We start from the raw sequence: 24,063 nt of genomic DNA on the forward strand, positions 1-24,063 counted from the left end.
AAGATGCGGTAGGCTCCGTGACCGTGACCGACGAAACGGCAGTGACCTTCGATCGCGAGGAGATGCTCGGCCGCGTCGCGTCGACCCTGCGCCGGGCCGACCTCGCCGTGCTCGCCGCCAAGGAGCCGCCGCTGCGCAAGGTCGGCGTGTCGGGCTCGCTCTACGCCCTCCTGGCCAACCTGGGAGTGGCACCCGGCCTGACCGGCGCGGAACTGGCCCGCCTGGTCGGGGTGACACCGCAGGCGATCACCCCGCTGGTCGTGAAACTCGTCGAACGCGGCCTGATCGAACGTCGGCCGCACCCGCGCCACGCCAACATCCAGGAGTTGCACCTCACCGACAGCGGACGCCGCGAGACGGCCAGAGCCGACCGGATCATGCTGCACCTGGACAACCACATCCGCGATTCGCTCGGCGACGAGGACTACCAGCGACTCCGCGTCCTGCTCGACGCCGTCATCCGGAGCATGCCCTCCTGGGTCCCTCCGCCGGACGAATCGTCCTGACGTAGGTCTGCTCGCCGGGGAATCGACGGCGTAGCGCTCGCGAGCGGGGGCCGCCGCACGTGGGGGTTCCTTCGTCGGCGCAGGCGCGCGGCTCGTGAGGTGATGATGGACGCCAAGATGCGCCCGCTCGGCGTCACCTCGAACGCCACGTGGCCCGGGAACGGGCCCGGCCGCAGCCGAGACCCGTCCCGGGCCGCTACCCGAGGATCAGCCGATCCGGATCGGGGCCAGATCGAACCGGTCGAGGTTCGGCGCCCACTGGCTGTCCAGGGCGGGCATGCAGGGCGTCGGGCACCCCTGCGCCGTGGCCCCGTTGGCCGGGTCGTTGAACATGGTGATGGTGTTCGTCCCGGCGGTGAGGGTCACCGGCACGCCACGCGCCCACCAGTTGCCCCACGACCAGGTGTTCTTGAACCAGTACCGGGTGGCGTCCCCGCCGTTGACGACGAGGTCGACCGGGCGGGAGATGATGTCGGCGTTGTAGACGTGACCGGTGTCCCGCTCGTCGTTGGCGTAGTGCACCACGAGCATGTAGTCACCGGCGGAGTCCACGTCGACCTGGAAGGACAGCCGGTTCTGCGGTCCCTGGCCGACCCAGCCGACGAACTGTCCGCCGGAGGCGTGGCCGTGGCTCTCCACCCGGGCCGAACCGGCGAGGGTCGCCGACTCGGCCTCCACCGAGCGCACCGCCGGTGCGTTCGCAGCCCGGGTGACACTGAGCTTGTCGAGGCGGACCGGGGTGCCGGCGGCCGGCTCCACGGTCACCCGGTTCACCCCGGCGGAGAGGAAGAGCCGGTGCCGGTCGGTCTTGAAGAACGCGCCACCGCCCGGGTTGGCCCGGAGCACGGCGCCGTCGACCGGACGTCGGTCCAACTCGATGTTCGCGGAGACCGACCCGGGCCGCCCCGGGCTGTTGTGCCGGAACTCCAGGTCGTAGTAGCCGTCCTCCTCCGCGTACACCGAGAACATGGCCTCACCACCACGCTTGAGGGTGAGGTGGCCCGCTCCCGACTGCTGCTTCTGGTCGTACTCGTAGGTCACGTCGCCCTTGGTCTGGGACCGCTCGGCCTCGTAGTCGCGGGTGACGATCTCACCGGAGAGCCGCTCCAGGTCGATCCGGTCCAGCGTCGCCTGGGCGACCGCCGTGCCCAACTCGGGGTGGGACTTGGCCAGCCGGATCTGGTTCTCCCCGGCCCGGAGCTGGACCACCACGTCCTTGCGCGTGCGCCACTGGAAGTTCAGCGTGGCCTGGTAGTCGACGAACTGGGCCTGGCCACCGTTGACGGTCAGCGCCTGCTGGGAGGGCTGGCCGGTCTGGTTGCCGTAGAGGATGCTGAGCTTGTAGTCGCCGGCCTCGGGCACCTCGACGTCGAAGGTGACCGCGCTGTTGTTCTGGGTGAGGTTGCCGACGTGACGGCTGCCGGAGGTGGCGGCCGCGTTCCAGTTCGCCGGCGTGCCGAAGGTCTGGATCGTGCCCGCCGTGACGGTCGCCGACTCCGCCTCGTACGAGGCGCGCCAGGGCAGGTCGATCGACTGACGGGTGCCGGCGCCGCCGGGCGAGAGCACGATCTCGTACGCCGCCATCAGGTCGACGTTCGTGGCACCGTCGCCGTGGAAACCGAGCCCGCGGATCGGGATCACCAGGGAGCCGTTCTTCGGAGTGAGGTCCTCGTCGCGGAGCACGACCGGCGGCGGGGCGTCGGAGTTCTGCCCGCTCCAGGTGGTCGCGGAGACCGTCACGTTGACCTTGCCGCCGAACAGCTTCCGGTCGATGTTGTCGATGACGACGTCGAAGTCCGTCTCCGTGCCGCCTCCGGCGATCACCCGGGCCTGACGGCGAGCGTCGTCGATGGCGCCGATGGCTTCGAGCTTGTCGATGGTGGTGGCCGGCGGTGGGGTCACCTTGACGGTGTCGGCACCGCCCAGGTCGGCGTACATCTTGTAGAACCACCAGCCGCCACCGGGCTTGTTGGTCTCCACGACGTCCCCACCGAGCAGCCCGGCCGCGGTCCAGTACGCCTTGCCGCCCGCGTCGACCTTGGCCTCCTCGAACATGGCGACGTACTGCAGGAGTTGGCCGGGCACGGTCAGGTCCCGGTTGCCGCCGTACTCGTTGATGTTGATCGGGATCGGCGCGATACCCCGGTCCCGTTCGAGTTGCCGGTAGGTCTGGTAGTTGGTCCGGAAGTAGTTGCCGTGCTGCGGGTCCAGACCGGTGGAGTCGAGCTGGTGCCAGGAGACGAAGTCGGGCAGCACGTCGTTGTCGCGGGCGAAGGTGAGGAAGTCCCCGTAGAAGCGCTCACGGAACAACGCGTCGTTGGTGCCCATCACCCGGGCGCCCTCGTGGTGCTCGCGGATGTACTCGACCGCGGTCTTCCAGTGGCTGAGCAGCGCGTCCCTGCGCTGCTGATACTGGGTGGTGTTGCCGGTGGAGGTGCCGTACCAGATGAAGTCCGGCTCGTTGAACGGCACGTACACGATGCGGTCGGCGTGCGGGTGCGTGGAGACCTGGTCGACGACCCAGGCCAGCTTCTCCATGTAGTTGTCGAAGCAGACCTGGTTGCAGGGGATGACCCCGCCGACGTTCTCGTAGGTCCACTGCGCGTACATGTCCTGGACGTTGATCTGGATGTACTCGCCGCCGGTGCGGAAGAACGGCTCCGCCACGACCAGGGCGTCGCCGTTGGGGTGCTGGGCGCCGGCGGGCGGCTTCTGGTTGACGGTGGTCAACCGCAGCGGCTCCAGGGTGTTGTCGCTGGGCACGCCCTCGTCGCTGAGCCCGTACAGGGCGCCGCTGGCGGCACCGAGGAACTCCCCGGTGCGCTCACCGAGGTCGACGACGATCTGCTGGGTGGCCTGCTGTTCCTGGGCGTGGGCGGGCACGGTCGCCGCCGCGGCGACGAGGGCGATCGCGGTGACGAGTGCTGGTACGGCTTTCCGTGTCGGCAGTGGTGTGCGTGTTCTGGCCATGCTTCTCCTCCTGCGCTACGAGTGCTGCCGGTGTGGTGGGGTGGTGGGGTGGTGCGCCGGTCTGTGGTGACGACCAGGTGGGCCTCCAATCAGCTCTCGGGGACCAGTGCGAACAGTCGGGCCGACGGTGCGGTGTCGGGGGTGAGCACCGTCAGGCGGCCCGACTCGGGCTCCCAGCTCGGCTGCCAGTGCGGCAGGTCGTGCGGGTACACGAGCTTCGGCTCGACGCGTCGTCCGGCCAGGTGGGGCAAGTGGACGGTGAGCTTCTGGTCGGCGCCGGGGCGGCGCCACAGCGCGAGGTAGGTGGGCTGGTCGTCGCCGTCCGGCGGGCGCAGCCCGAGGGTGATCCAGGGATCGGACCAGTCGGGCAGGCCGGCGGGCCAGCAGGGCACGGCCCGCGCGAGGTGGTCGCGGATGCCGCGGTAGGCGCTCACCCCGTCGGCGACCAGCCGGTGCTGGTCGGCTGTCATCAGGTCCAGGTGGCCGGAGAGGTAGAGCCGTCCGGTCATCCCGGTGACCAGGCAGAAGGCGATGGTCTCGGCGGTCATGCCCGGTTGCGGGTACGCCCAGTTGCCGGCCTGTTCCGGCAGGACACTCATCGGCGCCGCGGCGGCGATGGGTGGATACCGTTCGGGGTTCTGCTGGTCGCTGGTGGACTGCAGTTGCAGCCGGGCGAGCATGGCGTAGTCCATCCGCATCGCGCCGGAGGCGCAGTTCTCGATGACCAGGTCGGGATGCCGGTCGAGTACCCCGTCGAGCCAGGCCAGCACGGCGCGGCCGTGGCCGAGCAGGCCGTCGCCCGGGCTGGCGGCGGCCACGTCGGTGCCGGCGCCGGAGTCGATGTTGTAGTCGAGCTTGAAGTAGCCGATGCCGAGGTCGCCGACCAGCCGGTCCACGACCCCGTCGAGGTGGGCGCGGGCGGCGGGATGGCGAAGGTCCAGGTGGTGGCGGCCGTCCTCGATGAGCCGTTCGCCGTCGCGCTGGAAGAAGGCGTCAGCCGGCAGATCGGCGGCGACCGGGCTGTCGACGCCGACCACCTCCGGTTCCAGCCACAGCCCGGGCACCATGCCGGCGGCGCGGATGCGCCCGATCACCTCGCCGAGGCCGTGGGTGAAGCGGGTGGTCGACGGGATCCACTCGCCCATCAGTTCGTGCCACCGAGCGGACCGGCTGTCGTCGTGCCAGCCCGCGTCGATGCAGAAGTACTCGGCGCCGGCGGCAGCGGCGGCCTCGATCAGGGGGTTGAGGGCCTCGCTGGTGGGCTCGCCCATCAGCGTGTTCATGTAGTCGTTGAAGACCACCGGCAGGTTCCGGCGGTCGGGGTGCGGGCGGACGATGTGCCGGCGGTACCGCGTGATCGCCGCCGCCGCCCCGTCCAGACCGCCGTCGGTGACCGCCATCCCCACCGGTACGGAGGTGAAGTGTGCGCCCGGTGCCAGGACGTGCCGCCACTGGTGGTCACTGTCGTTGGGGCCGGTGGCGGTGAGGTAGAGGCCCGCTTCGCGTTCACCGACCTCCCAGCGCCAGCTCCCGTTGTGCTCGATCTGCCAGCACCAGGAGCGGCCGGTGGGGCGGTGCACCAGCACCCCGACCGGCAGTGCGTGTTTGGTCGACCAGGAGCCGGTGCTGGTCACCACGAAGGCGTCGCGTGACCGGTGCCCGTGCAGCGGTAGGTCCAGGTCGGGCAGATCGAGTTCGCGTACCGGCTGACGGCGCCAGCGGTTCTCGGCGAGCCAACTGGTCTGCGCCCAGTGCAGGTCGACGTCCTCGACGCCGGCGCCGGCGGGCAGGATCAGGTTGGCCACGACGGTGCTGACCGCCCGCAGGGTCAGCGGGGTGGGGGTGGGGTTGTGGACCACGGTCCAGGTCCGTAGTGCCGGCACTCCGTCCGGCGTGGCGAACCAGACCTCGGCCCGCAGACCGCTGCCGGGGTCGCTGACGTCGACGCGCAGATGGTGCCAGCCGTCCTCGACGCTCTCGTGGTGGCCGTCGTACCGCAGCCGTCGACCCACCGCGGTGCCGGTGGAGCGGGTGCCGGACCAGGCCCGCCCGTGCCCGCCCACCTGGATCTCGACCAGCGGGTGGTGCTGGCCCGGCTGGTGCACCTCGTGGTGGTCGATCGCGAGGTGCACCAGGCTCGGCGGGGCGTCGGAGGGGGTGGCGACGAGGACCGCGAGCGCGGAGTGTCCCCAGTGGAGGTAGTCGTTGTCTCGGTGGATCGTGCTCACACGGGCTCCTCAACAGGGTTGACGGCGCGCTTCGGGGCCATCGGATGAAAAGGTTTTCAGCGCGTGGACGGAGAGCCCCCAGGACAGATTCCGTCCAGGGGTTGCTGGCCCTACCGCCCCATGACCGAGTCGACCTGACGTTGGGCGGCGGTCAGCGCCTCGGCGGCGGGACGGTTGCCGAGCAGGATCTCGTCGACGGCGGCACCGACCGACTGCGTCACCTGGTCGAAGTTGACCGTGACCGGGTAGAGGAAGGTGTTCTGCGATTCCAGGTAGCTGGTGTAGGCGCTGACATCCAGGCCGGCCTGCTGACGGGCCTGCTCCCCGATCTCCAGCGAGGCCGGGATCGCCGGGAAGACGACGGCCTTCTCGCCGACCACGTTCTGGCACTCGGCGGACGCGAGGTACTTCACCCACTGCCACGCCTCGTCCGGATGCGCGCTGTTGGCCGAGATCGCGTCGGCGAGACCGTTGTAGATGCTCCACCGGCCCTGCGGCCCGGCGGGCAGCGGCGCGAAGTCCACCGTGACGCCGGAGATTCCGGTGAAGCTGTTGATCGCCCATGAGCCGTTGAGCGCCAGCGCCACGTCACCCGCCTCAAAGAGCGAGACGTACCCGACACCCTGCAGGTCCGCCAGCGGCGTCACGTAACCGGCCTTGACCATCCGGGCGAACCAGTCGAGCGTCTGTGCCAGCCTCGGGTCGTCGAACTGGTAGTCGGTGCCCCACGGATTGCCGTCGGCGAGCAGCTCGAAGCCGAGGCTGCGGGCGAAGTTGCCCCAACTGGTCTGGCCGGAGGCCGAGTTGGAGGGGTTGTCGAAGCTGAGGCCGTAGACGGCGACCTTGGTCGCGTCGAAGCCCGGTTCGTTACCGCGTACGCCGTTCTCGTCGACGCTGAGCCGGGCGATGATGTTCTCGAAGGTGCCCCCGTCGGTGGGGTTCCAGGTGGCGTTCCAGACGTCGTCGCGGCTCAGGCCGGCGTCGGTGAGCATGGTCGTGTTGTACGCCATGGCGATGGTGTCCCAGTCCTTCGGCAGTCCGTACCTCTTGCCGTCCTGGCCCACCCACAGGTCGGCGAGTCCGGGGTAGTACTGCCCCAGGTCCACGTTGTCCCGCTCGACGTAGTCGTTGATCGGCAGGATCACCTGGTTCTGCACGAAGGACGGGTAGAACGCCAGGTGGTCGGTGAAGACGTCGGGTGCGCGGCGGGCGGCGAACTGGGTGTTGAGGTTGCTCCAGTAGTCCTCCCAGGCGTACTGGGTGATGTTGATGTTGATGCCGGTCTGCTCGGTGAACGCGTCCGCGCACTCCTGGTACTGGGGGATCTGCCGGTCGTCCCAGAGCCAGTAGTCGAGTGTCACGTTCTCGTCGTCACCTGTGCCGCTGCACGCGGCCACCAGCAGGAGCGCGGCACACATGGGTGCTGCGATCCGCCGACGCCAGTTGAGCTTCATCATGCTCCCCTTTCGGAAGTGGTGCGTGGTGCGTGTCGTCCATCCCCCCGTGCGGTCGCCGACGGCGGCCGCGTGTCACTTGAGTCCGGTGAATCTGATCGAGTCGACGATCCGCCGGCCCATGGCCAGGAACAGCAGGATCACCGGGAGGGCGCCCAGCACGGTGGCGGCCATCAGCCCGGTCCAGTCCGGTGCCGCCTGGGGCTGCCCGGACCGGAAGGCCGACAGGCCCACGGTCAGCACCCGCACGCTCGGGTCGCTGCCCGCCACGAGCGGCCACATGAACTCGTTCCAGGCCATCACGTAGGCGAGGATCGCGGCGGTGGTGAGCGGTGCCGCCATCACCGGGACGCAGATCCGCAGGAAGATCCGGGGGTGGCCGGCCCCATCGATGCGGGCGGCGTCCTCCAGCTCACTGCTGATGCCGAGGAAGAACTGGCGCAGGAAGAACACCATGAACGGCGTCATGAAGAAGTACGGCGCGACCAGGCCGGCGAAGGTGTCCAGCAGGCCGACCTCGCTGAGCAGCACGAAGTTCGGGATCAGCACGAAGATCGGTGGCACCATCAGCGTCGACAGGAACAGATAGAACACCGCGTCCCGGCCACGCCAGTGCAGCCGGGCGAAGGCGTACGCCGCCATCGCGCAGCAGGCCACCTGCCCGACCGTGACCAGGGTGGCGAAGACGACCGAGTTGCGCAGGTAGAGCCAGAACTGCAGTTCGGCGCCGGAGCCGCCGGCCGCGCGCACCTCCTCCGGACTGGCCAGGCCGAGCACCCGCTGGAAGTTGATCCAGGTGGGGTCCGGCGGCAGCACCGACTGGTCGCCGGTGAACAGCGACGAGTTGGTGGAGAAGGCGGTACGCAGGATCCAGTAGAACGGCAGCAGCGTCCCGGCCATCAGCAGGATCAGCACCGCCCAGGCGCCGATGCGGGTCAGCCGGTACCGCAGCGGGCGGCGCGGCTTGCGGGCCGGGCGGCGGGGCACCGCCGGCCGCTCGGTTGGTGCGGTGGTGCTCGAGGTCATCGCCAACCTCCCTTCACGCCAGGTCGGAGCGGGAGCCGCGCAGCGCCCGCATGATGAAGAAGGTGACCGCGGCCAGCAGCACGGCCAGCACGGCCGACATGGCGGCGGCGTAGCCGACGTTGTTGAAGTTGAACGCGTGTCGGAAGATGTAGACGTAGATCACCAGGCTGGAGTTGGCCGGGCCGCCCGGCTGTCCGCCGATGCCGCCGGTGGCGACCTGCACCAGGTCGAACACCTGGAACGAGCCCACCACCGACAGCACCAGCACCAGTGCCAGCACCGGACGGAGCAGCGGCAGGGTGACCCGCCAGAAGGTGCGCCACTCCCCCGCGCCGTCGAGCGCCGCCGCCTCGTACAGGTGGCGGGGGATCATCTGCAGGCCGGCGAAGATCAGCAGCGCGGTGTAGCCGACGAAACGCCAGGTGTTCACGCCGGCCAGTGTCGGGATCACCTGTGCCGGTGAGCCGAAGAAGTCCTGGCCGCCGATGCCCACCCAGTCCAGCGTGTGGTTGACCACGCCCAGTCGAGGGTCGAGCATCCACAGCCAGAGCAGGCCGACCACCACCTGCGGGATCAGCCACGGCAGGACCAGTACGCCGCGGACCACGGCCGACCGGGTGAGGCGGTCCATCATCACCGCCATGCCCAGCGCGAGGGCGGTCTGCACGCCGATGTTCAGCACGACGTACAGCCCGGTCACCCGCATGGAGTGCCAGAACAGCGGGTCGGCGGCGAGATCCTGGTAGTTCTGCAGGCCGACCCAGTCGCCGGAGCCTCGCAGGAGGTTGTAGTCGGTGAAACTCATCCACAGCGCCCGGACCGCTGGCCAGAGGTAGAAGACGACGAATCCGAACCCCGCGGGCAGGAGGAACAGTGCGGCCACCGCGCCAGGGTGATGGCGCACCCGTTGCCAGCGCTCGCTCATCTCAAGACCCCTCCCGATGCCCGCGGTGTCCCGCGTGGTGGGTTGACGGCGGACCGATGATAACGTTTTCACGCGATCAGAAAACAGGTCGTAACCTATCCGTAATCCTTCGACGGTCATCTACCTGGCGCTCCGTGACGGCGCTACGCGGGCAGGAGCGGGATCCGACTACGATGTGTAGGCCATGCCCAGATCAGTGAGTCGCACGCCCGCCATCACCGACGTCGCCAAGTTGGCCGGCGTCTCGGTGCCGACCGTGTCCCGCGTACTGACCGGCTCGGTGCCGGTCAGCCCGGAGCGCCGGGAACGGGTGCTGCGGGCGATCCAGGAACTCGGCTACCGACCCAACGGTGCCGCTCGCGCCCTGATCAAGGGGCACCAGTCGGTGATCGCGGTCCTCGCCGGCGCCACCACCCGGTACGGGTACGCCCTCACCATCCAGGGCATCGAGGAGGCCGCCCGACTGGCCGGTTACATCGTGATGATCACGGTCGTCGAGGCCGACGATCCGGACACCGTCCGCAAGACGATCGACCTCGCCCTGGCCAACCCGGTCGCCGGGGTCATCGTGCTGAAGTTCGACCCGGCGGGCATCGCGACGGTCCGCGCCATGCCGCCGGGCGTACCGGTCGTGGCCGTCGCCGGCAGTCGGGGCTCCGGCGTCCCGCACGTCGTCCTCGACGACACCACCGCCGCGATGACCGCCACGGACTATCTCCTCGAACTCGGTCACCGCACCGTCCACCACGTCGCGGTGCCGCTCGCCGGGCGTCGCAGCGGCCGTTCCGCCGGCTGGCGCAAGGCCCTCGAGCGCGCCGGCGCCGAGGTCCCCCCGCTGATGGAGGCCGGCTGGGACCCCCACCGCGCCTACGAGATCGGCCTCACCCTCGCCGACCGCGAGGACGTCACCGCCGTGCTGTGCGGCAACGACGAACTCGCCATCGGCCTGCTGCGCGCCCTGCACGAGAAGGGCCGCCGGGTGCCCGAGGAGATGAGCGTCGTCGGCTTCGACGGCCACCCGCTCGGCGCCCTGTGGAACCCGTCCGTGACCACCGTGCAGCAGGACTTCGTCGACGTCGGGCGGCGGGCCTTCCGCGAGGTGGTGGCCATGATCGGAAAGAGTCAGCCACCGCAGAACTCCTCCGGCACCCCGCAGCTGGTGATCCGGGAGAGCAGCGGCCCACCGCCCGAGGCCAAGCGCCGCTCACCTCACTGACGACATCGGTGGTGGCGCCGGTCAGGCCGCTGTCCGCCCCCGACGTACCGGATGACACACCGCCGGCTCCGACCATGCCGGCACGGCGGACAGGCTCACGCCGCGCGTGCGCCTGATCAGTCGCTCACCGGCGCCTGGCAGCGCAAGACTGCCCGGCCCCGCCCCTGGGTCAGCCGGGTCAACCGCTTCGCGGCACCAGCCACCGCCCCGGGCCTTCGGCCCGGCTACCGAGCCACGGGCGGGAACCAGCCGGCCCGACCGAGGGCGCCGGGTAGCCGGTCCTTGCCGAGCTGCTCGCCGATCCACGCCGCCGTCTCGATGACCTTCGACGGGTCGAGGCCGGTGGGGTGGCCGGAGCGGTGCAACGCGTAGGTGAGGTCCTCGGTGGCCACGTTGCCGGTGGCCGCCGGGGCGAAGGGGCATCCGCCGATGCCACCGACGCTGGCGTCGAGCACGGTCACGCCGGCTTCGACCGCCGCCAACGCGTTGGCGATGGCGGTGTTGCGGGTGTCGTGGAAGTGGGCGCGCAGCGGCACGCCCGGTGCCGCCGCCGTGACGGCGGAGACCAGGGCCCGCACCTGAGCGGGTACGCCCACCCCGATGGTGTCCGCCAGGGCGATCTCGTCGGGTTGGCCCTCGACCAGCCGTCGCGCCAGGTCACCGACGGTCTCGGCGGAGACGTCGCCTTCGAAGGGGCAACCGAACGCGGCGGCCACCGTCACGCTGGCCCGGACGCCGGCGGCGTGGGCGGCCTTGGCGATGTCGGTCCAGGCACCGAGCATGGCCTCGACGGAGGCACCCTGGTTGCGCTGACTGAAGGTCTCGGTGGCGACCACGACGCAGTTCACCTCGTCGACTCCGGCCGCCAGCGCCCGGTCCAGCCCGCGTCGGTTGAGCACCAGGCCGATGTACGATACGTCGCTGCGTCGTGGCACTGCGGCCATCACCGCTTCGGCGTCGGCCATCTGCGGCACCCGGTCGGCGCGGACAAAGGAGACCGCTTCGACCCGTCGGGCTCCGGCCTCGACACAGCGCCGGATCAACTCGATCTTGCTTGCTGTCGACAGGATCTCGGGCTCGTTCTGTAGACCGTCCCGTGGAGACACCTCCACCACCTGAACCACCATATGTATACAATCTCAGACTGTCAGACCGGCGGCAAGGGTGCCGACGACATGCGGCTCACACGACGGAGGCACGGGTGACGAATGCCGCGGAGGACGCGTACGAGGCGCTGCGGAGCGCGATCCTGAACGGCTCGATCGGCCCGCGTGCCCGCCTGGGCGAGATGGAGTTGTCCCGGCAGTTCGGCGTCAGCCGGACGCCGATCCGGGAGGCGCTGCGCAGGCTCACCGCGGAGGGACTCGTCGTCTTCCAGCCCAACCGTGGGGCACGGGTCGCCGAATGGTCGCTCGGCGATCTGCAGGACATCTACGAGATCCGCGCACGGCTGGAAAGCTACGGCGCGGCCCTGGCCGCCAAGCGCATCGAACCCGAGGTCCTGGACCGGCTGGACGGGCTCTGCGATCAGATGGAGGAGCTGGCCCGGCGGATGGGTCCGCAGGATCTGGACCGGATCGCCACCCTCAACGCCGAGTTACACAACGCGGTGCTGAAGGCCGCCGCCAGCCCTCGGCTCACCTCGCTGCTGTCCGCGGTGGTGGAGGTGCCGTTGGTCGTACGGGCGTTCCGCCTCTACACGCCGGATGCCCTGGCCCGCAGCATGGCGCACCACCGGGACCTGGTGGCGGCGCTGCGGGCCAGGGACGCCGAGTGGGCGTCGAGCACGATGCGCGCCCACGTGCTGGCCGCCCGGACGGTGCTGCTCGACGGCATGGTGGACCGCCCCGAGCTGTGAGCGGTCGCTACTCCCCCACCGCCGTGCGGGTCAGCTTCCGGGCGCTCCGGGCTTGATGCAGGCCACCTCCCGGTCGGCGCCGATCGGCATCAGGTGCACCTCAGTCTGTACACATCTGTCCTCACCGACCGGGCAGCGTCCGTGCAGGACACATCCCGGTACGAGCTGGGTCGGACTCAGCGGATCACCGACCAGCCGGGCCGGGGCCAGCTCCTGGTCGGGATCGACGGGCAGGGCCGCCGCCAGCAGGGCGCGGGTGTACGGGTGCTGTGGGTCGGCGAACACCAGCTCGGACGGTCCGGTCTCGACGACCCGCCCCCGGTACATCACGGCGATGCGGTCGCTGACGTACCGGACCGTGTGGATGTCGTGCGAGATGAACAGGTAGCCCATGCCGAGTTCGGCCTGCAGGTCGGCGAGCAGGCGCAGGATCTGGGCGCGGACCGACAGGTCGAGTGAGGACGTGGGTTCGTCCAGCACGACCAGGGACGGCTCGGTCACCACGGCCCGGGCGATGCCGACCCGCTGCTGCTGCCCGCCGCTGAGTTCACCGGGATAACGCCGTGCCATGTCGGGGGCGAGTCCGACCTGTTCGATCATCTGCGCGACCCGGGCACGGCGCTGTGCGGTGGACATCGCCGGCCGGTGGATGGCCAGTGGTTCACCGATGATGTCGGCCACCCGCATCCGGGGGTTCAACGACTCGAACGGCTCCTGGAAGATGATCTGTAGCTTCGCGCGCAGCTTGCGCATCTCGGCGGCGGGCAGCGCGAGCATGTCGGTGCCGTCGAAGCGCACCGACCCCCGGGTCGGTTCGATCAGGCGCAGGGCCAACCGGCCCAGCGTCGACTTGCCGGAACCGCTCTCGCCGATGACCGCTACGGTCTCTCCGGCGTCCACCGACAGCGACACGTCGTCCAGCGCGTAGACGCGGGTGGCGCCACCGACGTGGAACTCCTTGCTGACGTTGGTCAGCTCCAGCAGACTCACCGCGCTGCCTCCTTCTCCTGAGGCAGGTGACACCAGTAGGTCCGGCCGGAGGCCTGCGTCACCGCGGCCGGGACCACCTGGGCGCACGGCTCGAAGGCGTGCGGGCAGCGGTCCCGGAAGGGGCATCCGGTCGGGTAGTCGATCAGGTCGGGCAGTCGACCGGTGAGGTGCACCAGCGGCTGGCCTGGTCGGGGAATGGCCCGGATGAGCGCCTGCGTGTACGGGTGGCGGGGGTCCTTGAGGACCTCCCGGACGGTGCCGTGCTCGATGACCTTGCCGGCGTACATGACGACGACCCGGTCGCAGTACTGCGCGACGACGCCGAGGTCGTGGGTGACCAGCAGCATCGAGCGGTCGTGTTCGCGGACCAGGCGGCGGATGAGGTCCAGGATCTGCCGTTGCACGGTCAGGTCCAGGCCGGTGGTCGGTTCGTCGGCGATCACGAAGGTCGGGTTGAGCAGCATGGCCATGGCGATCACCACACGTTGGGCCATGCCGCCGCTCAACTGGTGGGCGTAGCCGTCGAGGACCCGGTCCGGTCCGGCGATGCCGACGTCGGTGAGCGCGGTGCGGGCCCGGTCCCGGACCTCGCCGTCGGCCTTGACCCCGTGCGCGGCCATGATGGTGGCGAACTGCCGGTGGATGCGCATCACCGGGTTCAGGGCGCTGAACGGGTTCTGGGCGATGAAGCCGATGTCCTTGCCGCGCAGTCGGCGCAGCTCGCTGCGGCGCAGGCCGAGCAGGTCGACACCGTCGAAGCGGGCGGTGCCCTCGACCACCCGGCCGGGCGGTCGGACCAGGCCGAGGATGGACCGGATGGTCACCGACTTGCCGCATCCACTCTCGCCGACGACGCCGACGATCTCGGCCCGGTCGACGTGGAAGTCGACTCCGTTGACCGCGTGGACCAGGCCGTCGGGCGTGTCGAAGCGGGTGGTCAGTCCGCTGACTTCCAGCAGCCGTCCGGCGGATCCGCCGGACGGCGGCGGGGTGGGACGGCTGTCGGGTCGACGTCGGGCGTTGAGCAGGCTCATCGTTGCCTCGCCCGGCCGAAGGTGTCCTGCAGTTCGTCGCTGATGGCGTTGAAGCAGAGCACGGTGAGGAAGATGGCGAGGCCGGGGAAGACCGAGACCCACCACTGGCCGGTCGTCATGTTCTGCGCTCCTGTCTGGATCATCGCGCCCCAACTCGCGTCGGCGGCGTTGATGCCGATGCCGAGGAAGGAGAGCGAGGCGATCACGACGATCGAGTGCGCGACCGCCAGTGACGCCTGGGCCAGGATGATGCCGGTCATGTTCGGCAGGACGTGCCGGAACATCACACGTGGCCCGGTCGCGCCGATGGCGTGGGCGGCCTCGATGTAGCGGCTCTCCCGGATGGTCAGTCCCTCGCTGCGGACCAGTCGGACGAAGCGGGGGACGTTGATGATGGCGATGGCGACCACGACGTTCTCGATGTTGTTGCCCATCAGCGCCACCAGGGCGATGGCCAGGATCAGCAGCGGAAACGCCTGGAAGACGTCGAGGGCCCGGACGACCCGTTCGCCCCACGGTCCGCGGTGCAGGGCGGCCAGCCCGAGCAGCACACCGACCACCAGCGAGATCAGCATGCCGGCGAGGGCCAACGGGATGTCCACCCCGGCGGAGGCCACCAGGCGGCTGAACACGTCGAGACCGAACTTGTCGGTGCCCATCCAGTGCTCGCCGTCGGGGGCGGTGAGGGTGTTGGTGGACGGTTCCGTCGGGTCGTGCGGCAGTGGTGCGAGGTAGGCCGCGGCGAGCATGCTCGTCAGGACGGCGCCGGGCACCCAGAGTCGCCACCGTCGGCGGCCCCGGGGGCGTTTCCTGGTCGTCGGGGCGGTGACCGTGGTGGGGTCGGCGGCCAGGGTCTCAGTCATAGCGCACCCTCGGGTCGAGCGCCGCGACCAGGATGTCCAGCGCGGTGAAGGCCAACAGGGTCCCGAGGCCGGCGGCCAGGATGAAGCCCTGCACGGCCGGGATGTCGAGCTGGAGGATCGAGTCGATCGCCCACTCACCGAAGCCACCCCAGGAGAAGATGGTCTCGATGATGGCCGCGCCGCCGAGCAGCGCGGCGAGCAGGATGCCGCCGTAGGTCAGGATCGGGGTCCGGGCCTGGCGGAAGGCGTACGCGAGGACGGTGCGCTCGCGCAGGCCGCTGGCGCGGGCGAACTCGACCTGTTTGGACTCCAGCGCCGGCACCAGGGAGGCGTAGGTGCTGCGGGCGAAGTACGCGGAGTAGTAGATGCCCAGCGTCAGGACGGGCAGCACGGAGTGCGCCACCGCCGATCGGAAGGTGCCCATGTCCCCGGAGATCAGGGAGTCCAGCAGCAGCGCCCCGGTCACGGTCGGCGGTGGTTCGTCCATCAGACCGAGTCGGCCGACCGGTGCCGGTGCCCACCCGGCGAGATAGAAGAGCAGGTAGATGAGAAGCAGCGCGAGGAAGAAGTCCGGGATGGACTGGAAGGTGGTGACGACGAAGCGCGAGGTGCGGTCGGCCACCGTGCCCTTGCGGTAGGCGCCCAGGGTGCCGAGGCCGATGCCGAGGAGCGCGGCGAGGGTGAGGGAGAGGAAGACCAGTTCCAGGGTTGCCGGGGCGAACCGCAGGATCTCGTCGAGGATGGGCCGGTCGGTGTAGTAGGACGCGCCGAGGTCGCCACGGACCAGGTTGCCGAGGTAGTCGACGAAGCGCTCCCACAGGGGCAGGTCCAGGCCGAGGCGGCGTTCGATCTCGGCCAGTTCTGTCGGGGAGGCGGCCGGTCCGGCGATGACTCCGGCCGGGTTGCCGGGTAGCGCGTTGACCAGCAGGAAGGCCAGCACGATGACGGAGAGCAGGCCGACCGGGAGGAAGAGGATCCGGCGGCGGGCGTATCTGAGGACCCGCATCACGCACCTCCCGGTTCGAGCAGGGTGGTCGCCTCGTCCAGGGTCAGGACCTGCGCGTACTTGGCGTCGAGGTCGAACAGGGCGGCCTGGTGCGGGCGGGGGTCCCGGTCCAGGCAGGCGTCGGCGACGACGAGTGGGACGAAGCCGTGTTGCAGGGCGTCCACCGCGCTCGCCCGGACGCAGCCGCTGGTCGAGGCGCCCGCGATGAGCAGGGCGTCCACGCCCAGGACGCGCAGGGTGCTGGCGAGGCTGGTGCCGAAGAAGGCGCTGGCGTACTGCTTGGTGACGACCGCTTCGTCGGCGGCGGGTGCCAGGATCGGTGGTGCGGCGGCGAGGTGGCTGCCGCGTTCGAAGACCCGCAGGGCGGGCACCTTGCGGGTGAACAGGCCGCCGTCGATCCCGCCGGGGGCGAGTTCGACCCGGGTGTGGATCACCGGGGTGCCGTGGCGTCGGGCGGCGTCGAGCAGGTCGGCGCAGGCCCGCAGGGCGGGTGGGTTCTCGTCACCGGCGTAGAGCGGTGAGGCCGGGTCGAGGTAGGCGCGCACCAGGTCGACGAGCAGGAGCGCGCGGCGGGTGCCGTGTCCCAGGTCGCCGCCGAAGCCGGCGTTGCGGTAGTCCGCGTGGAGGTCATTCACCGTGTCCGCCTCTAGATGACGCCGCTGGCACGCAGTTCGTTGATCTCGGACTTGGCCAGGCCGACGATGTCGGTCAGCACCTGGTCGGTGTGTTCGCCGAGGCGGGGGCCGGTCCATTTGACCCGGCCGGGGGTGCGCGACAGTCTCGGCACGACGTTCTGCATGGGGAACTCGCCGAACTCGGGGTGTTCGACGCGGACGATGGCCTCGCGGGCGGCGAAGTGCTCGTCGTGGAGCATCTCCGGGGCGCGGTAGACGCGGCCGACCGGGACGTCGTGTTTGATCATGACGGCCATCAGGTCCTCGGTGTCGTGCCGGCCCGACCATTCGGCGATGATGTCGTCGAGTTCGCCCTGGTGGTGGCCTCGGGCGGCATGGGTGGCGAAGCGGGGGTCGGTGCTCAGCTCGGTCATGTCCATGGCCGAGGCGAGACGCCGGAAGACGGTGTCCTGGTTGGCGGCGATGAGCAGCAGGCCGCCGTCGCGGGTGGGGTAGACGTTGGAGGGTGCGATGTTCGGCAGGATCGCGCCGGTACGTTCGCGGACGTGGCCGCCCAGCGTGTACTCGGGCAGCAGCGACTCCATCATCGCCAGGACCGCCTCGTAGATCGCCGAGTCGACGACCTGGCCGCGGCCGCTCTGGTCGCGTACGCGCAGGGCCATCACCGCGCCCAGGGCGGCGAAGGTGCCGGCCAGGGAGTCGCCGAGGCTGACGCCCACCCGGCTGGGCGGGGTCTGCGGGTCGCCGACGACGTAGCGCAGGCCGCCCATCGCCTCGCCGACCGAGCCGTAGCCGGGTCGGCTGGAGTACGGCCCGGTCTGGCCGAAGCCGGAGACGCGCACCATGACCAGGCCGGGGTTGTCGGCGGAGAGGTCCTCGTAGCCGAGGCCCCAGCGTTCCATCGTCCCGGGTCGGAAGTTCTCGACGACCACGTCGCTCTGCGCGATCAGCTGCCGGGCGACGGTCTGACCTTCGGGTGTGCGCAGGTCGACGGTGATCGACTTCTTGTTGCGGGCGACGATCGGCCACCACAGCGACTTGCCGTGCGGCTTCTCCTGGCCCCATTCGCGCATCGGGTCGCCCTGGCGTGGCGGCTCGCACTTGATGACGTCGGCGCCGAAGTCGGCCAGCAGTTGGCTGCAGAAGGGGCCCGCGAGCAGGGACCCGAACTCGATCACGCGCACGCCGTGGAGCGGTCCTTCGTGGTGCGTTTCGCTAGACATGGACACCTCTCATAGCAGCCCACCCGAGTGGGTGTTTGTATACAACAGTTCTGCGTCGTCCGCTGTCAACAGCGGTTTCTGTCAGCCAGAGCCAGAGCTGGATCCCGTGGTGGACCTCCGTGCATACAGTGGTGAGTGGTGTGCCATGCCGATCACCCGCCGAGCCGACGGCCGAGCAGCCGCCCGAACGCCAGCGCCGGGGTCACCGCCATTCCCCCGCAGAACGCGGCGCCACTGGTGGCGCCCATGCCGATGGCCTCACCGACGGCGTACAAACCGGCGACGACCCCGCCGTCGTCGCGGCGTACCCGGAAGGCCGGATCGACGTCCAGGCCGCCGAAGCTGCAGAGCAGCGCGGCGGCCGACCGCACCGCGTAGAAGGGCGGCCGGGCCACGCGGTGACCCAGCGCCCGTCGGCCGAGCGGATCGACGCCCCGGTCGACCGCCAGGTGGTACGCCCGCACGGTGCGCCGCAGGCCGTCCGGATCGATGCCCGCCCGCCGGGCCAGGTCGGTGAGATCGTCGGCGACCCAGGCGACGTCCCCCTGCCGCGCCTGGGCGCGGAACCCGTCCGGCCCCCACGCGGGCACCAGGGGTGACCCGGCGTCGACGGCCGCGTCGTCGCACACGATCCAGAACGCGGCGTCCGGCTGGCTCTGCACGGCCCGCTCGTGGCGGGTGACGTCGCCGAGATCCTCGGCCACGAACCGGTCGCCGTCGGCGTTGACCCAGATCTCCCGGGGTGCGCGTTCGGCGGGTGCCAGATGCGCCACCTCGGACCAGAAGTCCACCCGGCCCGGCGTCGAGCGACGTTCGAGCAGGCCGAGGCGGGGGGTGTGCAGGTCGGCGAAGCGGACGGCAGCACCCAACGGCGTGGCCATCTGCATCGCGTCGCCGGTGGACGTGGGCTCGGCGTTGGTCACCAGGCGGGGTGCGCCCGGGGTCACCGCGGAGAAGACCTGCGGGTTGGCCCCGTACCCGCCAGAGGCCAGCACCGTGACACCGGCGCGCAGCTCGCGGTCACCGTCGGGGGTACGCACGACGGCGCCGGTGACGGCACCGCCCTCGGTACTCAGGTGCAGAGCGCGCGAGCGCAGCCGCAGGGTGACCCGGCCGGCGTCCACCTGCGCGGCGAGCAGTGGTCGTAGCGTCTCGCGGATCGAGCGGCCCCGGTCGACGCCCCAGTAGGTGCGGGGTCGGGAGTACGGCGAGTGTCCGTGGTAGAGCACCGGCATGCCGGGGGCGAACGGGAAGCCGTTCTCGTCGAGCCAGTCGACGACGCCGGGTGCCTCGTCGACGGCCAGCCGGATCAGGGCGGGGTCGCCATGGCCGTGCCCGATGCGCTGCACGTCGGCGAAGTGCCGGTCCGGGTCGTCGTCGATGCCGGCGGCGCGTTGCCGGCGGGTGCCGGCGGCGCTCATGTGTCCGGCGGAGACCCGCAGGGTGCCGCCGATGTCGGTGCCGACGTCGACCAGGTCGACGCGGAGCCCGGCCCGGGCCGCCTCGATCGCGCAGGGCAGACCTGCGGTGCCGGCACCGATCACCAGGACGTCGGCGTGGCTGGTCACGGTGCCCGTCCGGATCCGGTGACGAAGGAGACCACGGCGGTGGCGAACTCCTCCGGCACCCGCCACGGCAGTTGCCCGGTGGTGTCGGTCAACTGGATCGACGTCGCGTCCGGGCGGATCTGCCGGGCGATGTCGTCGCAGTGGGCCAGCATGTCGCGGGCCGCGGTGAGCAGCAGCACCGGGCAGGGTGCGGTGCGCAGCGGTGCGGTCGGGTCGTAGCGGAAGGCGGCGCGGTAGGCCCAGTTGTACCGCTCGAACACCGAGGCGATGTTGGCCACCGCGAGGTTGACCAACTCCGGTGGCTGCTCCCAGATGTCCCGGTACCGCGCCCAGAGATCGCGAAGATGCTCACCGGACGGGTCGATCGGCTTGTCCGGCGCCCAGGTGGCCCCCAGCCGTTCCCGTTCGGCCCGGTCGAGCACGAGGCCGGACAGGATCGCGTGGGTGACCCGGCCGGGCGTGGCGAGGTCGGTGACCGCCAGCGCCAGGGAGGCGCCGGTGTGCTGTCCGGCCACGGCGAACTCGTCGATGCCCAGCGCGTCGACGGCGTCGAGCAGCAGGCGCGCGTAGCCGGGGATGTCCGGGGGCTCGGGCGGCGGGTCGGACTGCCCGTAGCCGGGGGTGTCGAAGGCGTACGCGCGCAGTGATCGGCCGAGCGCGGGCATGGCGGGCGCGAAGACGTTGGAGGCCTGCGGCGACTCGTGCAACAGCACGAGCGCCGGTCCCCGGGTGCCGCTGCTCCGGTAGTGGATCTGGGCTCCCGGCGGGCCCACGTATCCGCGCATGTCACTCCCCTCGCTCGGTCGGTGGTGCAGGCGGCGGGGGCCGCCGCTTCGGGGCGGTCGACCGCGCCGACCGTCGCTTCGGGCTAACGCCGGGTGTGGGCGTCGCGGGGCGGTCGGCCTCACCGGTGGTCTCCCCGACCGGGTCCGGCCGGTCGTCGCCACCGGTGACGTCGGGTTCCGGTCCGGCGCCGTCGGGGCGTTCGGCCTCGCGGGGATGCCGGTCCGTCGGTGGGGCGTCCCGGACGAGGTGGGCCGGCACGGCGGGACGGCCGAGGACGGTCGCGACGATCGTGCCGCCGGTCGCCGCGACGGCTCGCCGGGCACTGTCCACCGCCGCCGTCACCGAGGCCATGTCGCCGATGAAGGAGACCGTGACGAGGCCGTCGCCGATGCGGCTGACGCCGATCACCGTCACCTCGGCCGCCTTGGCCATCACGTCGACGGCGACGATCGAGGCAGCCAGTCCGCGCGTCTCGACCATGCCGAGCGCACCCGCATTCCACAGGTCCACGTCAGTCCTTCACATAGTTGACCCACGCCTCGGTCTCCAACCGGTCGACGATCGCGACGATGGTGGAGTCCACGGGCGCCTGGCTGGATTGCCGTTCCGCAAGCCGCGCGGCACTGCCGCACGCGACCAGGACGACCTCGCCCCGGCCCGCGCCGACGGTGTCGACGGCGACGTACGGCTCCACGGCGTGCCCCTCACCCAGGGGCGTGACGACGAGCAGCTTGGCGCCGGTCAGCGTGTCGGCCTTGACGGTGCTGACCACCGACCCGATCACCCGGGCGATACGCATGCCGGATCACCTCGTTCCTCTAGCGCCGGGACCAGGGCGTCTTCTCGAAGGCGAGCCGGACGGCCTGCCGTGCCGACTCGATCTCGGCGTGCAGCCCGGAGACCCACAACCGGCCGAACTGGCCGACGCCCCGCACGTCCACGATCTTGACGTCCGCGGACTTCTCCACCTCGTTGCCGACGGCGGAGATGTAGGCGGCCGGCTGGCACTCCACCACCAGCATCGACTCGCCGGCCACCAGCAGGGAGCCCTTCTTCGACCGGTTGACCAGTTGCGCCTGGTAGGCGTCGATGTTGGAGACCACCTTCGCCGAGACCAGCTCCGCGGGCTGCGCGTCGGCCTCGGTCATCCCGAGCAGGTCGAGGATGGTGCGGCCGGCCTGGCGGACGGCGTCCTGCGACATCGAGTGCAGCTCCGTCATGCCGTACTGGCGCTCGACCACCTGCGAGCCGGGCCGGACCCCGGCGCCCTTCACGGCCGCGTCGACCAGGGCGTACACGTCGCTGCCGGGGGAGATCTCCAGGAAGAGCTGGGACATCCCCTCGACGACCGGGTCACCGGACATCACGCTGCCGAGCAGGGCGGCCATCTGCGGCTGGAGTCGGTCGACGAACGCGTACGTGCGCAGCTCGACCTCGCTGCCGGCCACGTCAGCGCCGACCCACGAGCAGCGAGAGGGTGCCGCTGCGCCGACGTTCGCCGCTCTGCAGGACGCGACCGGTCGGCGTGCTGACCTCCTCGACGCACTCCCGTTTGCAGGACAGCTCCGAGCAGTCGCCGGTGAATCCGGCGTCCCGGGCGGCCTGGAGGAGGTCCATGTCCCGCATCGGGCCCCAGAACGGCTCGTTGTTGTTCCAGGTGTCCCAGTCGATGAGGAACTGCACCAGCGGGTCGAGGCCGGCGTAGCCGGGGAAGTCCGCGTGGATCATCATGCCGCCGGGGGCGAGCAGCCGGTGGCACTCGCGCAGGATGGCGCGTACCGCGTCCGGCGGCACCTCGTGCAGCACGATGTGCGAGACGATCAGGTCGAAGTGCCCGTCCGGGAACGAGGTCGCCTCGGCGTTCTGCTGGGAGAAGTGCACCTTGCGGCCGAGTGACTCGGCGCGGGCATGGCCGTAGCGCAGCAGGGCCGCGCCGACGTCGATGCCGTGCACCTCGGCGTTCGGGTAGGCGTCGACGTAGGGCAGCGTCGAATTGCCCACCCCGCAGCCGATCTCCAGGATCCGCTTCGGGCGGAAGTCCCGGTGGGACTGTTTGAGGTAGTTGTTGACCACGGACTGGCCGTAGTCGTCGTTCAAGGCACCCATCTGGCCCATGGCGTAGACGTAGACGCCCCGGTCGTAGAGGGCGCCGGCGGTGAGGTCGTCCGCCGTGTACTCGCCCCGGTAGCCGCCGGGCATGGCGTGGATGTCGATGCCCCAGAAGTACCAGGGCAGCTCGAAGGCGGGATCCAGTTCGAGGGAGCCGAGCCCCCGTTCGGCCCGCTGCGCGCGGGCGGCCAGGTCGTCCCACTGCCGGGCGATGCTGTCGGCCACCACGTTCCAGAGCAGGTCCTGGCTCGCCCGGCGCACGGAACTCCAGAGCTGGTAGTACGGCTCCGGTTCCATGGCCCGACGGACCGCTTCCCGGTCCCGGGGCGCGACGCCCATCTCCTGCTGGTAGCGGGGGGCGACGCGGTGTGCGTACAGCTCCCGGACCCCGGGGGTCACCTCGGTGGAGATGTGCGACTTCAGTGCCCGGACGAAGTTCTCGCGCGCGAGTTCGTCGTGGTTCTCGCGGGGCAGGACACCGTGCTCCTGCTGCGTCATTTCCCCTCCCCCACCTGTGCGAAGGCCTGCCGGATGACCTCCCGGTAGGACTCCGGGGTCTCCTCCCGCACGATCTCCTCGCGCCACTCGTAGAAGACCCGCAGCACCCGGCCGACGAACGCCGCCGCCTCGGTGTCGCGGGCCTGTGCGTCGTCGCCGGAGACCGTGTACGCGTCCACCGCGCCGCGCTCGACCACCCGCCGGTCGGCGAGAAGCTGTTCCAGCGTCGTCAACCGTTCCCGCAGCACCCACACCTCGGAGGAGAGGGTGACCACGGTCGAGACGAGGGCCTCCATGCCCGGCTCGGCGAAGAACTGCGGGCGGGCGCCCTTCGCCTTCTTGGGCAGCGGCTGCCCGGGCAGTGGTTGGGCCTGGTCGGGACGGCCCACACCCGGTCCGCCGAACGCCCCCAACGCCTTGAGCGTCTCGTTGGCGACCGTCGAGGCGTCGGCGTCCGGGTTCGCCGACAGCACGGCGGCGGCGACGGTACGGAGAGTCCGTTCCGCCTGTTCCTCGGCGCTGGTGCAGCCGCACGAGCAGTCGTCGGCGTCGCCGCATCCGGCGCCCGTGCCGCCGGTGGGTGCCGGTGGCGCGGGCGTCGGCGGTGGCGCGTCCTGTCCTGCTCGGCGGAGCGCGATGCCCAGGTTGCGGGCGAGGTCCTCCGCGTGCGGCGAGATCAGGTCACGCGCGCCCAGAAGGATTTCGCGCGGCCCGGTCGACCGGGCGACGTCTTCGATATCGACCGCAGTCCATACCCGACTCATGTATCAACTCCTTCGACGAGCACGCGGCGCCCTGTTCAGGCCTTGGTTCCGCCCCGGGTGGCCCCGGTCGGCAGGATCGCCTCGACCTCGCCGTGCGGGCGCGGGATGACGTGCACGGAGACGACCTCACCGAGCCGGGAGGCGCTGGCCGCTCCGGCGTCCGTGGCGGCCTTGACCGCGCCGACGTCGCCGCGCACGACCACGGTGACCAGGCCACCGCCGACGTACTCGGTGCCCACCAGCACGACGGTGGCGGCCTTGACCATCGCGTCGGCGGCTTCGATCGCCGCGACCAGGCCACGGGTCTCGATCATTCCGAGCGCGGACATCTGCAGGTCAGCCATGACAGTTCTCCTCCGGTAGTTCGTCGGCGGACGGGTGTCCGCCGGTGTTGTGGGCCTTGC

General features: G+C 70.7%; 23 protein-coding genes. 3 read left to right on the forward strand and 20 right to left on the reverse strand.

Annotation, left to right across the window (positions count from 1 at the left end; genetic code table 11):
- Window positions 1–23 precede the first annotated feature (23 nt).
- Entirely contained in the window at window positions 24–506 is a 483-nt protein-coding gene (locus ACWDVW_RS16300) for a MarR family winged helix-turn-helix transcriptional regulator (protein ID WP_449949201.1), read from the forward strand.
- Between the two features lie 207 nt (window positions 507–713).
- Here the strand turns inward: ACWDVW_RS16300 and ACWDVW_RS16305 are convergent, their stop codons facing one another.
- The 5 genes from ACWDVW_RS16305 to ACWDVW_RS16325 all read right to left on the reverse strand — a co-directional run bounded on the left by ACWDVW_RS16305 (window position 714) and on the right by ACWDVW_RS16325 (window position 9,109).
- The gene (locus ACWDVW_RS16305) at window positions 714–3,476 is read right to left on the reverse strand and encodes a CBM35 domain-containing protein (protein ID WP_449949204.1); all 2,763 of its coding nucleotides are present in this window, start codon (window positions 3,474–3,476) and stop codon (window positions 714–716) included.
- Window positions 3,477–3,565: 89 nt separating this feature from the next.
- Window positions 3,566–5,704: a glycoside hydrolase family 36 protein gene (locus ACWDVW_RS16310; protein ID WP_449949207.1), complete on the reverse strand. Its 2,139-nt coding sequence runs from the start codon at window positions 5,702–5,704 to the stop codon at window positions 3,566–3,568.
- 110 nt (window positions 5,705–5,814) lie between these two features.
- Window positions 5,815–7,158, reverse strand: a complete 1,344-nt coding sequence (locus ACWDVW_RS16315) for an ABC transporter substrate-binding protein (protein WP_449949209.1) — start codon at window positions 7,156–7,158, stop codon at window positions 5,815–5,817.
- Window positions 7,159–7,233: 75 nt separating this feature from the next.
- Window positions 7,234–8,184 (reverse strand): carbohydrate ABC transporter permease, encoded by a 951-nt coding sequence (locus tag ACWDVW_RS16320; protein WP_449949212.1) that lies wholly within the window; start codon window positions 8,182–8,184, stop codon window positions 7,234–7,236.
- A gap of 13 nt (window positions 8,185–8,197) precedes the next feature.
- The gene (locus ACWDVW_RS16325; RefSeq protein WP_449949215.1) at window positions 8,198–9,109 is read right to left on the reverse strand and encodes a carbohydrate ABC transporter permease; all 912 of its coding nucleotides are present in this window, start codon (window positions 9,107–9,109) and stop codon (window positions 8,198–8,200) included.
- A gap of 184 nt (window positions 9,110–9,293) precedes the next feature.
- Here ACWDVW_RS16325 and ACWDVW_RS16330 point away from each other — a divergent pair, with 184 nt between their 5' ends.
- Window positions 9,294–10,325, forward strand: coding sequence for a LacI family DNA-binding transcriptional regulator (locus ACWDVW_RS16330; protein ID WP_449949218.1), 1,032 nt, complete (start codon window positions 9,294–9,296; stop codon window positions 10,323–10,325).
- Window positions 10,326–10,549: 224 nt separating this feature from the next.
- Here the strand turns inward: ACWDVW_RS16330 and ACWDVW_RS16335 are convergent, their stop codons facing one another.
- On the reverse strand, window positions 10,550–11,440 hold the full coding sequence (locus tag ACWDVW_RS16335; protein WP_449949220.1) for a hydroxymethylglutaryl-CoA lyase: 891 nt from the start codon (window positions 11,438–11,440) through the stop codon (window positions 10,550–10,552).
- Between the two features lie 86 nt (window positions 11,441–11,526).
- Here ACWDVW_RS16335 and ACWDVW_RS16340 point away from each other — a divergent pair, with 86 nt between their 5' ends.
- Entirely contained in the window at window positions 11,527–12,183 is a 657-nt protein-coding gene (locus ACWDVW_RS16340) for a GntR family transcriptional regulator (RefSeq protein WP_396694313.1), read from the forward strand.
- Window positions 12,184–12,213: 30 nt separating this feature from the next.
- Here the strand turns inward: ACWDVW_RS16340 and ACWDVW_RS16345 are convergent, their stop codons facing one another.
- From ACWDVW_RS16345 to eutM, 14 genes are all read right to left on the reverse strand, one after another.
- Window positions 12,214–13,173: an ABC transporter ATP-binding protein gene (locus ACWDVW_RS16345; protein ID WP_449949223.1), complete on the reverse strand. Its 960-nt coding sequence runs from the start codon at window positions 13,171–13,173 to the stop codon at window positions 12,214–12,216.
- Complete coding sequence (locus ACWDVW_RS16350) at window positions 13,170–14,207, reverse strand: ABC transporter ATP-binding protein (protein WP_449949226.1); 1,038 nt, start codon at window positions 14,205–14,207, stop codon at window positions 13,170–13,172. The genes ACWDVW_RS16345 and ACWDVW_RS16350 overlap by 4 nt, the downstream gene beginning before the upstream one ends.
- Window positions 14,204–15,070, reverse strand: coding sequence for an ABC transporter permease (locus ACWDVW_RS16355; RefSeq protein WP_449949229.1), 867 nt, complete (start codon window positions 15,068–15,070; stop codon window positions 14,204–14,206). The genes ACWDVW_RS16350 and ACWDVW_RS16355 overlap by 4 nt, the downstream gene beginning before the upstream one ends.
- On the reverse strand, window positions 15,063–16,076 hold the full coding sequence (locus ACWDVW_RS16360; RefSeq protein WP_449949232.1) for an ABC transporter permease: 1,014 nt from the start codon (window positions 16,074–16,076) through the stop codon (window positions 15,063–15,065). Before ACWDVW_RS16360 ends, ACWDVW_RS16355 begins: the two co-directional genes overlap by 8 nt.
- The gene (locus tag ACWDVW_RS16365) at window positions 16,076–16,711 is read right to left on the reverse strand and encodes an isochorismatase family protein (RefSeq protein ID WP_449949235.1); all 636 of its coding nucleotides are present in this window, start codon (window positions 16,709–16,711) and stop codon (window positions 16,076–16,078) included. Before ACWDVW_RS16365 ends, ACWDVW_RS16360 begins: the two co-directional genes overlap by 1 nt.
- Window positions 16,712–16,722: 11 nt before the next feature.
- On the reverse strand, window positions 16,723–17,895 hold the full coding sequence (locus ACWDVW_RS16370; RefSeq protein WP_449949237.1) for a CaiB/BaiF CoA transferase family protein: 1,173 nt from the start codon (window positions 17,893–17,895) through the stop codon (window positions 16,723–16,725).
- A 191-nt stretch (window positions 17,896–18,086) separates the two neighbouring features.
- On the reverse strand, window positions 18,087–19,502 hold the full coding sequence (locus ACWDVW_RS16375) for an FAD-dependent oxidoreductase (protein WP_449949240.1): 1,416 nt from the start codon (window positions 19,500–19,502) through the stop codon (window positions 18,087–18,089).
- Window positions 19,499–20,287, reverse strand: a complete 789-nt coding sequence (locus ACWDVW_RS16380) for an alpha/beta fold hydrolase (RefSeq protein WP_449949243.1) — start codon at window positions 20,285–20,287, stop codon at window positions 19,499–19,501. The genes ACWDVW_RS16375 and ACWDVW_RS16380 overlap by 4 nt, the downstream gene beginning before the upstream one ends.
- A 1-nt stretch (window position 20,288) precedes the next feature.
- A complete protein-coding gene (locus ACWDVW_RS16385) occupies window positions 20,289–20,798 on the reverse strand; it encodes a BMC domain-containing protein (protein WP_449949246.1) in 510 nt (169 codons plus the stop codon).
- A 1-nt stretch (window position 20,799) separates the two neighbouring features.
- Window positions 20,800–21,087, reverse strand: coding sequence for a EutN/CcmL family microcompartment protein (locus ACWDVW_RS16390; RefSeq protein ID WP_117230277.1), 288 nt, complete (start codon window positions 21,085–21,087; stop codon window positions 20,800–20,802).
- A 19-nt stretch (window positions 21,088–21,106) separates the two neighbouring features.
- Window positions 21,107–21,736 (reverse strand): hypothetical protein, encoded by a 630-nt coding sequence (locus tag ACWDVW_RS16395; RefSeq protein WP_350698211.1) that lies wholly within the window; start codon window positions 21,734–21,736, stop codon window positions 21,107–21,109.
- Window position 21,737: 1 nt separating this feature from the next.
- Window positions 21,738–22,895: a methyltransferase domain-containing protein gene (locus tag ACWDVW_RS16400; RefSeq protein ID WP_449949249.1), complete on the reverse strand. Its 1,158-nt coding sequence runs from the start codon at window positions 22,893–22,895 to the stop codon at window positions 21,738–21,740.
- Window positions 22,892–23,659 carry a hypothetical protein gene (locus ACWDVW_RS16405; protein WP_449949251.1) on the reverse strand — a complete coding sequence of 256 codons (768 nt, stop codon included), beginning with the start codon at window positions 23,657–23,659 and terminating at the stop codon, window positions 22,892–22,894. The genes ACWDVW_RS16400 and ACWDVW_RS16405 overlap by 4 nt, the downstream gene beginning before the upstream one ends.
- 35 nt (window positions 23,660–23,694) lie before the next feature.
- Window positions 23,695–23,994, reverse strand: coding sequence for an ethanolamine utilization microcompartment protein EutM (gene eutM, locus ACWDVW_RS16410; RefSeq protein WP_117230296.1), 300 nt, complete (start codon window positions 23,992–23,994; stop codon window positions 23,695–23,697).
- Between the last annotated feature and the right edge of the window lie 69 nt (window positions 23,995–24,063).

The sequence above is a fragment of the Micromonospora sp. NPDC003241 genome, assembly GCF_053589795.1.